This window comes from Nocardia sp. NPDC057668 (genome assembly GCF_042799795.1).
In the GTDB taxonomy this organism is placed as follows: Bacteria; Actinomycetota; Actinomycetes; order Mycobacteriales; family Mycobacteriaceae; genus Nocardia.
Window position 1 is genome coordinate 310,493 of record NZ_JBHVIC010000003.1, and the last position, 13,446, is coordinate 323,938.

Below are 13,446 nucleotides of genomic sequence, written 5' to 3' on the forward strand. Positions count from 1 at the left end.
GGCTATCGAGGAGTAGAATAGGGGCATGAATTCGGGAGGGGAATCCAGCATCGCGCACCGTGTAGACGTACACGGTGTCGTGGTCGAAGGACTTCTCGAATCACCCCTGTATTCGTCGTCCGATGACGAGGTCATCGCGATGATGCAGAAGCTGGAGGCGGATTACCGCAAGCTCGAAGCGGTGAAACAGCGCTTCGCTCTCGAATGCGCGGCACGAGGACTGCCCGCGCGGGCCGGGATCAAGAGCCCGATCGTGTTCCTGCAACAGACCTTGCGGATCTCGCATTTCGATGCTGCCGCTCGAATGCGGAACGCGGACCGGCTCTCGACCGTGTCCGAGGGCAGTTTCCAGCGGCCACCGGTGTTCCCGCACATCGCCGCCGCCCAACGTGCCGGGGAGATCTCCGCCGAGCACGTGCAAGCGATCGTGAAGGTCCTGGACCGGATCCCCGCCAGCGTGGATCCGAAGCTGAAGGAACTCGCCGAGAAGACGTTGACCGACTTCGCGTGCGTCGGTGACCCGAAAGGGGTGACCCAAGCCGGTATCCGAGTCCTGGCCTACGCCGACCCGGACGGGGTGTTGACCGCGGACAAGGACCGGCAGCGGATGCGCGGCATCTGCATCGGGCGTCAGCGTGCGGATGGGATGTTCCCGATCTCGGGGTTGCTGACCCCGGAGTTGGGTGCGGTGTTCCTGCCCATGTTCGCCAAGTTCGCGCGACCCGGCATGTGCAACCCCGATGACCCGGACAGCCCGCACGCCACCGCGGAACTCGGGATCGACACCGAAATCGACGCCGACGACAGCGACTTGGATGCTGCCACCGTCGCCGCGCGTGCGGTGCTGCGAGCTGCCGCCAAGCGTGATCACCGCAGCGAAGCGCAACGCAATCACGATGCGTTGCTGCGGTTCCTGCACCCCGATATGGGTCCCACCAAGCTTGGGTATCACCGTGGGCTGCCGGTATCGACCGTGGTCACCATGCGCCTGACGGACCTGGAGCAGCGCACGGGGCTCGCTACCACGAACACCGGGGGCACGCTCTCGATCACCGAAGCGGTCAAGCTGGCCGCGCGGTCCACCCCGTACCTGGTGATCGTGGATGCCAACGGCCGCCCCCTGCACCTCTCACGCGGGCAACGCCTGGCAACGGTAGAGCAGCGCCTGGCGCTCACCGCCGTCGAGCGGGGCTGCACCCGCCCGGGATGCGACGCCCCCGCCACCCGCTCGGCCGTGCATCACATCAAGGAGTGGGCTGATGGCGGCGAAACGGACATAGAGAATCTGACGTTTGCGTGCGATGCCTGCCACGCCCAGGTCAACACTGGTCCGAACGGTTGGAAAACGATAGTGATGCCCGAGGATTCGGAGCATCCGGGCAAAACCGGGTGGATTCCGCCACCGCATATTGATCCGGCTCGTAGACCTCGGGTGAATTTCAGTCATCACCCGCGTGTGCCGAGTCCTTCGGGGATTCCGGGTATTCCGGCGCGGCGACTCTGCTAGAGCGCTGCCCTCCAGCCGAAACCCAAACCCCCAAGCCCAACCCCCAAGAGCGGCATTGGTGTTCACTCCAGTGGCCGACGTAGCCGAGACCCGCACGCGCCGTGCGCCTTCCAGCGGGGTTCGGGAGGACAAGCAAGAGCAATGAGGCAGTGCTGGTTACTTCGCCTGCCGTACCCGACTTCGGCTCCCCAGTTGGGAGCCTGTTCGCCCTCCCAGCGTGGCTGGATGGCCGTGGGAACCTTCTCGAGACCTACAGACAAAGATCCGTCATCCCTGAATGCTGGTACTGCGTTAGCGGGTGATTGTGGTGAGCGGTAGTCGATTCGAGGCTTGCTCTTACCCCCGCTAGTGGTGGATCCCGTTTATCGGCCCGGGAGGGCCGGTACCGCCGTCGAGGCTCCGAACCGGGCCACGCTGCTACTCCGTTATCCAGGCTGCTCTTTCTCCGGTAGGCCACCCAACCGCAGCCGAGTCCCCCACCGCACAACGCTGGTATTTCGTTATCCAGTCGTCCCGAAACGCACGCACCCGCCCAACGCTCCGATCCCCCGAAAAGTCAGCCACGCATACCCAACGGCCTCCGTTCAACAGACCCGAAGCCCCCACTCACCTAGAGACAACCCGCACAGTCTGCAACAAGGGAAAAGCCGCCGCCCCACCCCCATATCCCCCGAACCGGCAGTACATGATCTCGTCTTCAGAAAGCGCCATAGCCATCAGAAGCGTGCCATGACCGACAATTTCAGAACCGATGTACCGCGGAAGCTCTCGAGCCGGGATCGTAATCGCGTTCACTGCGTCACGCCCTTTCTGTGGGCTGGTGCCAGTCAGACTCTCGAACTTCAGCTTACTTGCAGCTACCCCGATCGTGTCGCGCCAATCACGAAGTCCGGGCCCACTTGCACCAAGCACGCGTGTCACGACCCCGCTTCTGCGAACCGTCAATCCCAACCAGCGAAGCTACCTGACGCCTCCAGCGCGACGCCCGGAGCACTACCGCCCAAAACGCAAGCAGCCCATCGAGTCCCGCGCGACTCGATGGGCTACCGAAGTTCCTCGGGCGTTGCCGTCGGAGCGACGGTTACTGGCCGGCGGTGCCGGTGAACAGACCCTGGATGGTCTTGATCAGAACCTCGGCCAGGAAATCCGCTGCGGATCCGGACACGGTGTACTCCTCATCTGTGAAACGACATGTCGAACATGCGAAGCATGCACGCTTCACTTGTCCATGGGTGGCTTTTCAGGTGAAAAGTTTCCCCGTCGGATCAAGATTTCATACTGGAACCGGTTCCAACTGGGGTTATGCCCACTCAGTGGGACAGTGATCTGGATCACATGGACTAGCCGGAGGATGCGGAGGATCCTGCCCAGGCCGCGAAGGCGCCCGGATTGCGGGTTTGCAGCAGTACGCGGCCGGGTCCGACGAAGTCGAAGACGAAGCCCTCGCCGGACTTGAGCGATTGCAGCGAACGACCCGATACTGCTCGCCGGATGGTGAAGTTCATGGCCAGGTCGTAGGCAACGACATGCCCGGTGTCGATGGTGACCGGCTCACCGGGTGCGAGATCGATGACGTCGATCGCTCCGAATACGCCCAGCACCACCTCTCCGTTCCCGTGCGCACGCAGTCCGAATCCGCCCTCTCCACCGAAGAGATTCGCGAAGCCACCCCATTTCGCCTCGACCGTCACCGCGTGCGAATTGGCGATCCAGCCACCGCGACTGATGTAGAACGGCCGGTCCGGGCTGATGCTGAGCGAGAGCATGTCGCCCGGCAGTGCGGGCGCTACATCCACCCAGCCGCCCTGCTGGGGTGCGGTGAATGTGGAGACGAAGAACGACTCGCCCGCGAGCATCGAGCGCTTGAGACCGGCCAGCACGCCGCCCTCGGCCTTGGCGTGCAGTGCGACTCCTGCCGAATGCGCGACCATGGCCCCGCTCTCGACCCGCATGGGCTCGCCCGGGTCCAGGAAGCAGCGGGCAATGGTCGACGACGGATTGTGCCGCAGTTGAACCTTCATATTTTGCGACGTTAGCAGCGAAAACCCCCCTTGCGCGCGCGATCCCGGCGCGTCTCCGGCCGCATTAGGGCCATCCCGGTCCGCGCGGGCGGCGCAGATGCAATGATGCCCGTCGGCACGGTCCGAGTCATACCCCAGACGATGAAGGAGAATTACCCGGTGACCACCGAGACGCACGCGCTGCCGCTCGATGACGATCAACTTCGGCCCGCACGCCGAATTCGCTTCGACCGCAAGGCGCTTCGGCGCGTCGGTTTGATCGCGGCGGTGGTCGCACTCACCGTTCTGGTGACCGGCCGCGCCGAGGCGCTGCCCGATCCGGCTCCGCAGCGCTCGCCCGGTTGCGCTGCGCCCGATTCCGGCACGCCCAGCGGTGCCAAGTGGGCGACGGAGCCCGCGATGACGATCGATCAGAACGCGACCTACACCGCGACCCTGGAGACCAACTGCGGCACCATCACCGCTGAACTGGATGCTGCTCGTGCTCCGCACACGGTGAACTCTTTCGTATTCCTGTCCGATCAGGGCTATTTCGATCACACGCGCTGCCACCGCCTGACCACCGAGGGCATTTTCGTGCTCCAGTGCGGTGATCCGACCGGCACCGGCACCGGCGGTCCGGGCTACAAGTTCGTGGACGAGAATCTGGCGGGCGCTTCCTACCCCGCGGGCACCATCGCCATGGCGAATGCGGGTCCCAACACCAATGGCAGCCAGTTCTTCCTGGTCTACCGCGATACTCGCCTGCCCGCGAATTACACGCCGTTCGGCCGCATCACCGATGGCATGGACGCGCTCCAGAGCATCGTCGCGGCCGGCACGCAGGATGGTTCGGCCGACGGCAAGCCCGCCGCCGATCCCACCCTGTCCGAGGTCTCCGCCGCGCAGAGCTGAGATCAGCCCAGCCGCAGCATGTTCGGCCACTCGCGCGACCACGGTGCGCGCGGGTGGTCGCATCGCCACAGGGTGACGTCGCTGGTCACCCCGGGAATACCCAGCCGGGCGTCGGCTCGGCCCACCTCGGTGACGCTCGAGCACCGAGTGCGCGGTTCACTACCGTCACCTCCCACCCAGAGCACGGTGGTGGCGGTGTCCGGCGGCGTGCCGAAGTAGCCGAAACCACGGTTGGGGCTGTACACCGCGGGGAGACCGTACTCCGCCCGCTGCACATCCAATGCGCTTGCCTGCCAATAGGAATCGGCGATGATCACTGCCGATGAACGTTCTCGCTCGGGCAGCGCGGTGTACGCGTCCGCGGTAGCCCGGGCCAGTTCGGGCCAGCCGAATTTGCCATAGAGTCCGAGGGCCAATCCCGCCGCCTCGTCGCTGGCGGCCGGCTCGATATCGGATTCGGCCTGCCAGGGCAGCGAGAACAGCACCGGCACGAGCGAGATCACCACGAGCACTCCGCCCACCCACTTCCTCCAGGTGGCGGCATCGCGCGTGAACCACACCGCTCCGGCTGCCATGACAGCCGGATAGATGCCCACGACGTAGTACGACCGGCCGTTCATCGCCAGGAATGCCACCGCGAGCACCACGGTCGTCAACGCGAGAAACCGATACGGGCGCAGCGGCTCCCAGCGCCACAGCGCCCACAGTCCGAATCCGAGCAGCACCACCCCGAGAATTCCCGCCGCCGCCAATGCCAAGGGCACGAAGGTGATTCGCCCGCCGACGGTGTCCTGCTCGGCGGATACCTGCGCACCCATCCCCAGCTGCGGCCATTCGTGCCGCGCCTGCCACACCAGCGTCGGCACGGTGCACACGACCGCGAATGCCGCTCCCGCCCACAGTGCGGGCCGCTTCGGCAATTCCCGTGGCCCATAGACCAGTACGGCCACGGCGATCGCGATCCAGAAGAATGGGATCAGCCACTTCACCTGCATATCCAGGGCGGTCACCGCGCCGGCCGCGAGCAAGAGTCCGTCCCGTCGCGTGCGCACCCACCGCACGACCAGCCAGCTGATCACCACCCACAGCGCCGTATCCACCGTGTTCGTCGCCAGCTGAGTACCCTGCACGAGCAGGAACGGCGAAGTCGCGTAGGCGGCCGCGGTCAGCACCTGTGCCCCGCGCGCGCCCCCGAATTCCCGCGCGATCTGGGCACTCACCACGATGGCGATGAGCGTCAGCAGCACCGCTGGAACTCGAAGCGCCACCAGCGAACCCGGTGCGAGTCCGTCCATCGCCCACGCGATCACCGGCACCAGTGGCCCCTGATCTGCGTACCCGGCCGCGAGCCGCCGTCCCGCCGCCACGAAATACCATTCGTCGCCGAAGAATCCGTATCGGCCGATCGAGGCGAACATCGCGATCGCCGCGAGTCCGGTGATCACCCCCACCGCACCCACCGCGAACGGTGGCGTCTCCGAATTCCGCTGCTCCGCTTCCACACCAACCACCGCAGTCACTCGCGCCACTGTAGGCCGCGGCCGATCTCCCCGCCCGGCTCCGCCGCAGTCCCGCACCGGCCACCGGACCCGGCGATACCGTCTAGGATCCGAAGATCATCATCGGCACAAGAGGTTGACATGGGATCTCGCGCGTTCGCGGCGCTGACGGCGGCGATGGCGATGCTGGTCGCCGCGATCATCACGTCGGCCCCCGCGCACGCGACGCCGACCAGCGGGGCGTACCGAATCGTCGCCGCCGATGACGGTCGATGGCTCCGGATGTTCGAGGGTTCTCCCGCGCTCATCCTGGCCGCGAGCACACCGCCGCCCGGCGACGGCCTGTGGATCTGGTGGCTCGAACCGATGGGCGAGGCCGACGGTGAGCATTTCGCGATCGTGAACCACACCCGCCGCGCGGCCCTGTCCGCCGCCGCTCACCCCGGCGCGACGGTCCGCACCGAACCCGAGAGTGAAACCTCGACCCGCTGGGCGCTCACCCCGGCCGGGGACGGCACGTACTACCTGTCGTACCCCGGCGCCGAGTTGCGGGCGGCCGGCACATCCGAAGAAGGGTCACCGGATGTCGTCCTGCGAGCACCCGGACCCGCCCAGCGCTGGGAACTCCGCTGGGTGGGCGACTACTGACGGTTTGCCCGATGAATTCCGAGGACTCAGGAGGTCTACACCCGCATGAGGACTTTGATCTACGGCTTCACCGTGTCCGCGGACGGCTACATCAACGACCGCGACGGCAACATCGACTGGACCGACCCCGACGACGAACTCCACGGGTTTCACAATGACCGCTTCCGCGATGTCGAGATCTCCCTGCACGGCCGCCGCCTGTACGAGCTGATGGCCGACTACTGGCCGCACGTCGCCGACGATGCCCCGCCCATCGAACGTGACTTCGCCGGTCTCTGGGTGAACAAGCCCAAATACGTCTTCTCTCGCACCCTGACCGAGGTCGGCTGGAACAGCACCCTGGTCTCCTCGAATGCGGTGGAGACGGTCCGCCGCCTCAAGTCCGAGGGCGACGGCATCCTGGAGGTCGGCGGCGCGAATCTCGCCGCCGCCCTGATCCCGCACGATCTGATCGACGAGTACCAGCTGTATGTCTCCCCCGTAATCCTCGGCGGCGGAACGCCTTTCCTGCCGCAGCTCGAGAAACGCATCCCCCTGCGCCTGGTCGAAAGGCGACAGTTCGCCACCGCGCAGCTACTGCGCTACGTGACCGCCTGAAACACGCCACGGAACGCCGATGGGCCGCCGGACCGCCGAATGCTCTGCACCGCAAGGACAATGGCGTCGCCCGCAGCGCACCGGGGACTAGGCTGACGGCCCATGAAGCGCTTTCTCGCGGCCGTCTCGCTGGCGGCCGCGGCGGCAGCTCGCTGGTGGAAGCTGCGCACCGCGCTGCCCGAAGACCCCACCGAGGCACAGCCGGCGGAACCGCCGCACCCCAACGCTGTTCACCCCGAGTGGTGCGTGGTGGCCAACCTGCTCCCCTACCCCTACAACCCCGGCCCGAAAGCGGACTACCGCAGCCACCGAATCTTCCCCGCGGGCGCGAAGCTCCACGTCATCGGCGGCTTCGCCGGAAGAGGCCACGAGGTCGTGACCGTCACCGGCACGAATCACCAGGGCCGCATCGTCACGTCCAACATCACCGCCCGCTATCTGGGCGGCTGGCGCGTGTCCCTGATCCACCGCCCCGCCGTGCTCCACGCCATCCACAGGGCGTCGTCCCGCTACCCGGCTCACCGCTGGAACCATCGGAATCTCCCCTTCGACTCCCCCGAGTACGAGGCCGTGCTGCGCGAGCGGGCCGCCGGGTTCCAGGAGTGGCTGCACGGCAGTCGGTGATCACGCCCGCGACCCGAAAACGCTTGCGGGACTCCCCCACTCGACCTGTCGGACCCCCGGGGTACGTTGCTCTGTGTTGTAGCAACACGTTGCAATGCTTCATATTTCGACGCCCCGGATCTCGGGGTAGATAGAGGGTGACTCTGTGAGTTCACGGGGAGGGCGGCCGATGAATCTGGTCGTCAAGTGTGGAATCGCGGCCTCGGTGCTGGTCGCTACGGTGTCGGCGGGCGGGACGATGGCGACGGCGGGGGCCGATCAGCCGGCGTCGGGCTGCACCTATTCGTCGGGTTCGCTCCCGGCGGACCAGCCCGCGGTGTCCGGTACCGCGCTGCAGGTGAATTCGGCCTACACGGTCACCGCCGCGATCCTGAACCCGAACACCACCGTCGCGTTCAGCAGCGTCGGCCCCGACGGGTCGGCGGTGTCGATCGGCTCGCCGATCACGGTCGCCGACGGCGCGGGCACCACGGTCAGCGTGCAGTGGACGCCCACGAAGGCGGGCACCCACAAGCTCTACGCCCACGAGTCCGGCCCCGGCTGGAACTTCACCTACGGCCCCACGACCTGCGAGGTGGCCGCGGCCCCCACCGGCACCGGCTCCTTCGGCAGCTTCCCGGCCTGATCCCGCTCGACCGATCCGCCGCCGCTCCCGGCTTCCGGGGGCGGCGGTCCGGCCGGATACTCGGATCGGCACACTGGGATCGTGAACGAGCCGCCCGACTGGCACGCGATCGACGATGCCGTGCGCGCGGCGGAGCTTCGGCTCGACTGGGACGCGGCCATCGCCGCGGTCAGCAGCGCCGCGGGGTGCTGGAGTCCCGATGCCGGCAAACACAATGCGCATCTGTGGCACATGGATCTCCTCGCCCGAGCCGGACGGCTCGACGAGCTGGCCGCGCTGGGCAAGACCGATGTCCACGCTCGGCGAAGGCTCGAGCGGTTTCTGCGCGAGAACGAACGCGAAGATGCCGGCGCGAACGTTCCCGAGTAGCGTCACGGCATGGGGACCCAATGCCCGATCTGTGAAAAGCACCGTGGCCGAGGCGAATTGGTCGGGCCGGTTATCTATGCCGACGACCTGATCGTGGTGACGCACCGACCCCTGTCCGACGGTGTGCCGATGCCCGGCTACCTGTTCGTCGAAACCGTCCGGCACGCACCGGCCTTGGCCGACCTGACCGACGACGAGGCCGAGCGGGCGGGCTGGGCCGTGCGCCGTGCCGCACACGCGCTGCGCACCGAGCTGTCGCCCGAGTACGTGTTCTCCGCTGTCACCGGCCGCAGCGTCGCGCACTTCCACCAGCACGTATTCGTCCGCCCCACGGGCACTCCGGACTCGGTGGACTGGTTCGCCTCCTGGACCGACGGACGAGAGGTCGGCGAATCGGCGGTGGCGGCACTGTGCACGCAGCTCACGACACATTTCCACCGGCCGTGAGATTGCCCGACCGGCGGAACCGTGAGCTGCCCCGGCTCGATGCCGATCCGAGAGCGCGCCGGGGCGCGCCCTACTCGGTGGTCGTGGCCGTGACCGGGTGGGCGAGGCGGGGTAGGACCGACTCGCCGTAGGCGTCGAGGGTGCTGGTCTTGGCGTCGTGCTGGAGATAGACGGCGAACTGGTCGACGCCCAGTGACTCCAACTCGTGCAGCCGGGCGAGGTGGTCGTCCGGGGTGCCCAGGACGCAGAAGCGATCCACTATCGCGTCGGGGACGAACTCGGCGTGGGTGTTCCCGGCCCGGCCGTGCTGGTTGTAGTCGTAGCCCTGGCGGCCGGCGATGTAGTCGGTCAGGGCGGCGGGGATCGCGGCGTCCGCGCCGTAGCGCGCGACGATGTCCGCGACGTGGTTGCCGACCATCCCGCCGAACCAACGGCATTGTTCGCGTGCGTGTTTCAGGGCCGCCTCGGTGCCGTCGGTGATGTAGGCGGGCGCGGCCACGCAGATCTTCACCTCCGACGGATCGCGGCCCGCGCGTTCGGCCGCCGCCCGCACGCGGGCGATCGTCCAGGCGGCGATGTCCGGATCGGCCAGCTGGAGGATGAAGCCGTCGGCCACCTCACCGGTGAGATCCAGTGCGCGCGGGCCGTATCCGGCCACCCAGACCGGCAGCCGCGAATCCGCCGCCCACGGCAACCGCACCGTCGTGTCACCGAGCGAGACCGGCCGCCCGTTGCCCAGCTCGCGGATCACCCCGATGGATTCGCGCAGCGTCGCCAGATTCGACGGCCGCCCGCCGAGCGTGCGCACCGCCGAATCCCCGCGCCCGATACCGCAAATGGTGCGATTGCCGAACATCTCGTTGAGCGTCGCGAAGGTCGAGGCCGTGACCGTCCAATCCCGGGTGGCGGGATTGGTGACCATCGGCCCGACCACCACCTTGCGCGTGACGGCCAGGATCTGGCTGTAGATGACGTACGGCTCCTGCCACAGCAGATGCGAGTCGAAGGTCCACACGTGCGAGAACCCGTGCGTCTCGGCCACCCGGGCCAATTCCACCACCCGGGACGCGGGCGGCGTGCACTGCAAAACCACTCCGATATCCATGGCGCACACTCCCTTCGGGTCAGATCAGGTTCTGGGACAGTCCGCGTTTCAGGAAGCGGCCGTGGCCGATCGAACCCAGGTATTCCCCGCCGTCGACGATGACCCGCCCGCGCGAGAGCACGGTGTCCACGTGCCCGCCCACCTCGAACCCCTCGTACGCCGAGTGGTCCATGTTCATATGATGGGTCTTGCCGAGCCCGATGCTGGTGTGCCCGTTCGGGTCGTAGATCACCACGTCGGCATCGGCCCCCGGACTGATCACCCCCTTGCGCGGATACATCCCGAACATCCGCGCCGGCGCGGTGCAGCAGACCTCCACCCACTTCTCCAGCGAGATGCGACCGTCCCGCACCCCCTGGTACATCAGATCCATCCGATGCTCGACCCCGCCGATACCGTTGGGAATCTTGCTGAAATCCCCGACGCCCAGGTCCTTCTGCCCCTTGTAGCAGAACGGGCAGTGATCGGTGGCGACCGTGGTGACGTCCCCGGTGCGGATGTACCGCCACAGCTCGTCCTGATGGCCCTCGGCCCGCGCACGCAACGGTGTCGAGCACACCCACTTCGCGCCCTCGAAACCCGGTGCGCCCAACTGCTCTTCGAGCGAGAGATACAGGTACTGCGGACAGGTCTCGCCGAAGACGTTCTGGCCCCTGCCCCGAGCCGTGGCGATCTGCTCGAGCGCCTGCTTCGCCGACACGTGCACCACGTACAGCGGCGCACCCGTCACCTGCGCCAGCATGATGGCGCGATGGGTCGCCTCCTCCTCCAATTGCCAAGGCCGAGAAGTCCCGTGGAAGTACGGCGCGGTGTCCCCGCGCGCCAGCGTCTGCTCGATGAGCACGTCGATGGCGATCCCGTTCTCCGCGTGCATCATCAGCAGCGCGCCCAGATCACCGGCGGTCTGCATGGCGCGCAGAATCTGCCCGTCGTCGGAGTAGAAGACGCCGGGGTACGCCATGAACAGCTTGAAGCTGCTCACCCCCTCCGCGACCAATTCCGCCATCCCCTTCAGGGATTCGGCGTTGACGTCGCCCACGATCTGATGGAATCCGTAGTCGATCGCGCACTGCCCGTCGGCCTTGCGATGCCACTGCGCCAGCGAATCCTGCACCCGCTCCCCCGGCTTCTGCACGGCGAAGTCGACGATCGTCGTCGTCCCGCCCCAGGCCGCGGCCCGGGTGCCGGTCTCGAAGGTGTCCGAGGCCTCGGTGCCGCCGAAGGGCAGTTGCATATGGGTGTGCCCGTCGACCCCGCCCGGCAGCACGTACCGCCCGGTGGCGTCGATGACCGTATCGGCGGCCGCGGCCAGATCGACCCCCAGCGCCGTGGACCCCGGCTGCACCACCGCCGCGATGGTCTCCCCGTCGATGAGCACGTCGAGCTCTTGGGAACCGGTGGCCGACACCACGGTTCCGCCGTGGATGAATACGCGCGTCATTACGGCGTCACCAACGGTCCGTAGGCGTCCGGCCGGCGGTCTCGATAGAAGGCCCACCGATCGCGCACGACCTTGATCAGATCCAGGTCCAGGTCCCGCACCACCAGCTCCGGCGCGGTATCGGAGGCCACCTCACCGACGAATTTGCCCTCGGGATCGACGAAGTAACTCGTCCCGTAGAAATCGTCGTCCCCGTACTCCTCGATGCCGACCCGGTTGATCGCACCGATGAAATACTCGTTGGCCACGGCCGAGGCCGGCTGCTCGAGCTTCCACAAATAGCTCGACAGCCCGCGCGAGGTCGCCGAGGGATTGAAAACGATCTCCGCGCCCGCCAGTCCCAACGCCCGCCAGCCCTCGGGGAAATGCCGGTCGTAGCAGATGTACACCCCGATCTTGCCGACCGCGGTATCGAACACCGGCCACCCCAGATTGCCCGGGCGGAAGTAGAACTTCTCCCAGAACCCGTTCACATGCGGAATGTGGTGTTTTCGGTATTTGCCGAGATAGCTGCCGTCCGCGTCGATCACCGCCGCGGTGTTGTACAGCAGTCCCGGCTGCTCCTGCTCGTACACCGGCAGCACCATGACCAGGCCGAGTTCGGCGGCCAGCGCGGCGAATCGGTCCACGGTCGGTCCGGGCACCGATTCGGCGTAGTCGTAGAACTTGGTGTCCTGGAGCTGGCAGAAGTACGGCCCGTAGAACAGCTCCTGGAAGCAGATGACCTTCGCACCCGCGGCGGCGGCCTGGCGCGCGTAGTCCTCGTGGGCCTTGATCATGGACTCTTTATCGCCTGCCCAGTTCGTCTGGACCAGCGCAGCTCGAACGATTGCCATACTCTGTGATACTGCACCGCTACCGAAATTTCCCGGCTTACCTGCCGGGGTAATGGATTCGTAACCGTAAATTCAGCAATCGAATTCGGACACGAGATCCGAGCCGATGCGGGGTTGCCGCATGCGCACGGTCCGCGAATTGCCCCGGCTCATTCGATGGTGACCGCGTGCCACGCCTGCGCGGCCTCGGCGAATGCCGCAGGCACAATGCGGGATTGGACCACCGCTCGCCTCGGGACACCCATTCGACCCGTCCCAGCAGCTGATTCGGACCCGAAACCGGATCCCCCGGTCACGGCGGGGTTACCGACCGGACCATCGGGTACGTAGTACGAGTAACAAAACCCGGCGACCCGAGCGATTCGCCGGGTGAGGCCGAAAACCGCACGACGATTTTTGGAGGGGTCAATGAAGACGATCACCCGGGCTGCGACCGTGGCCGCGGCCACCGTCGCCACGGCGGGAACAGTGCTCGCGTTCGGCGCGGGCGCCGCATCCGCCGACGAGTGGCCGGAGTGGAATCCGAACAGCCCGATCTCGGTGTTCGAGACCAAGGATTTCCTCACCCCCGCCGATCCGGGCTACTGGAATCCGTTCGAGAGCCGTTCCCGCCTGACCTCGCCGTTCGGCACCAGCACCCGCATCGTATGCACGTCCTTCCACGGGCAGACCATGAGCTGCTTCCAGGCCGACCAGCAGGGCAATCCGCACAAGCTCAACATCGTGCCGAACAACTTCCCGTTCGCACTGGGCTCGAGCACCCAGCTCACCGGCGGGCACCACTTCATCTACCCGGGGTTCATCCCGGGCAGCTGAGCGCGCACGGCCGAAGG

14 protein-coding genes are annotated in these 13,446 nt (G+C 66.7%); 9 read left to right on the top strand and 5 right to left on the bottom strand.

Translation table 11 applies throughout. The features are described 5' to 3' along the window. Positions 1 to 25 precede the first annotated feature (25 nt). Complete coding sequence (locus ACFVBH_RS19935; protein ID WP_379003235.1) at positions 26 to 1,507, top strand: DUF222 domain-containing protein; 1,482 nt, start codon at positions 26 to 28, stop codon at positions 1,505 to 1,507. A gap of 1,340 nt (positions 1,508 to 2,847) precedes the next feature. Here ACFVBH_RS19935 and ACFVBH_RS19940 read toward each other — a convergent pair. Then, positions 2,848 to 3,528 carry a TIGR00266 family protein gene (locus ACFVBH_RS19940; RefSeq protein ID WP_354990969.1) on the bottom strand — a complete coding sequence of 227 codons (681 nt, stop codon included), beginning with the start codon at positions 3,526 to 3,528 and terminating at the stop codon, positions 2,848 to 2,850. Positions 3,529 to 3,687: 159 nt separating this feature from the next. Here ACFVBH_RS19940 and ACFVBH_RS19945 point away from each other — a divergent pair, with 159 nt between their 5' ends. Continuing rightward, on the top strand, positions 3,688 to 4,422 hold the full coding sequence (locus ACFVBH_RS19945; protein WP_354990968.1) for a peptidylprolyl isomerase: 735 nt from the start codon (positions 3,688 to 3,690) through the stop codon (positions 4,420 to 4,422). A 2-nt stretch (positions 4,423 to 4,424) separates the two neighbouring features. On the opposite strand, the gene ACFVBH_RS19950 is transcribed toward ACFVBH_RS19945, so the two are convergent. Beyond that, entirely contained in the window at positions 4,425 to 5,942 is a 1,518-nt protein-coding gene (locus ACFVBH_RS19950) for an ArnT family glycosyltransferase (protein WP_379003238.1), read from the bottom strand. Positions 5,943 to 6,062: 120 nt separating this feature from the next. Here ACFVBH_RS19950 and ACFVBH_RS19955 point away from each other — a divergent pair, with 120 nt between their 5' ends. The 6 genes from ACFVBH_RS19955 to ACFVBH_RS19980 all read left to right on the top strand — a co-directional run bounded on the left by ACFVBH_RS19955 (position 6,063) and on the right by ACFVBH_RS19980 (position 9,231). Then, entirely contained in the window at positions 6,063 to 6,569 is a 507-nt protein-coding gene (locus ACFVBH_RS19955; protein WP_379003240.1) for a hypothetical protein, read from the top strand. Positions 6,570 to 6,614: 45 nt separating this feature from the next. Further along, positions 6,615 to 7,166 carry a dihydrofolate reductase family protein gene (locus ACFVBH_RS19960; RefSeq protein WP_379003242.1) on the top strand — a complete coding sequence of 184 codons (552 nt, stop codon included), beginning with the start codon at positions 6,615 to 6,617 and terminating at the stop codon, positions 7,164 to 7,166. A 102-nt stretch (positions 7,167 to 7,268) separates the two neighbouring features. Beyond that, positions 7,269 to 7,790 carry a hypothetical protein gene (locus ACFVBH_RS19965; RefSeq protein WP_379003244.1) on the top strand — a complete coding sequence of 174 codons (522 nt, stop codon included), beginning with the start codon at positions 7,269 to 7,271 and terminating at the stop codon, positions 7,788 to 7,790. Positions 7,791 to 7,959: 169 nt separating this feature from the next. Further along, positions 7,960 to 8,415: a hypothetical protein gene (locus tag ACFVBH_RS19970; protein WP_379003246.1), complete on the top strand. Its 456-nt coding sequence runs from the start codon at positions 7,960 to 7,962 to the stop codon at positions 8,413 to 8,415. A gap of 81 nt (positions 8,416 to 8,496) precedes the next feature. Then, the gene (locus tag ACFVBH_RS19975) at positions 8,497 to 8,784 is read left to right on the top strand and encodes a hypothetical protein (RefSeq protein ID WP_379003248.1); all 288 of its coding nucleotides are present in this window, start codon (positions 8,497 to 8,499) and stop codon (positions 8,782 to 8,784) included. A 9-nt stretch (positions 8,785 to 8,793) separates the two neighbouring features. Beyond that, the gene (locus ACFVBH_RS19980; RefSeq protein ID WP_354990961.1) at positions 8,794 to 9,231 is read left to right on the top strand and encodes a hypothetical protein; all 438 of its coding nucleotides are present in this window, start codon (positions 8,794 to 8,796) and stop codon (positions 9,229 to 9,231) included. Positions 9,232 to 9,301: 70 nt separating this feature from the next. Here the strand turns inward: ACFVBH_RS19980 and ACFVBH_RS19985 are convergent, their stop codons facing one another. Genes ACFVBH_RS19985 through ACFVBH_RS19995 form a run of 3 tightly spaced genes read right to left on the bottom strand, consistent with a single transcriptional unit; the run spans position 9,302 to position 12,613 of the window. After that, complete coding sequence (locus tag ACFVBH_RS19985; protein ID WP_379003251.1) at positions 9,302 to 10,336, bottom strand: TIGR03842 family LLM class F420-dependent oxidoreductase; 1,035 nt, start codon at positions 10,334 to 10,336, stop codon at positions 9,302 to 9,304. A 19-nt stretch (positions 10,337 to 10,355) separates the two neighbouring features. Continuing rightward, positions 10,356 to 11,777, bottom strand: a complete 1,422-nt coding sequence (gene hydA, locus ACFVBH_RS19990) for a dihydropyrimidinase (RefSeq protein WP_379003253.1) — start codon at positions 11,775 to 11,777, stop codon at positions 10,356 to 10,358. Beyond that, positions 11,777 to 12,613, bottom strand: coding sequence for a nitrilase-related carbon-nitrogen hydrolase (locus tag ACFVBH_RS19995; protein WP_379003256.1), 837 nt, complete (start codon positions 12,611 to 12,613; stop codon positions 11,777 to 11,779). Before ACFVBH_RS19995 ends, hydA begins: the two co-directional genes overlap by 1 nt. Before the next feature lie 408 nt (positions 12,614 to 13,021). On the opposite strand from ACFVBH_RS19995, the gene ACFVBH_RS20000 reads away from it, so the two are divergent. Beyond that, positions 13,022 to 13,429, top strand: coding sequence for a hypothetical protein (locus ACFVBH_RS20000; protein ID WP_354990956.1), 408 nt, complete (start codon positions 13,022 to 13,024; stop codon positions 13,427 to 13,429). Positions 13,430 to 13,446 lie beyond the last annotated feature (17 nt).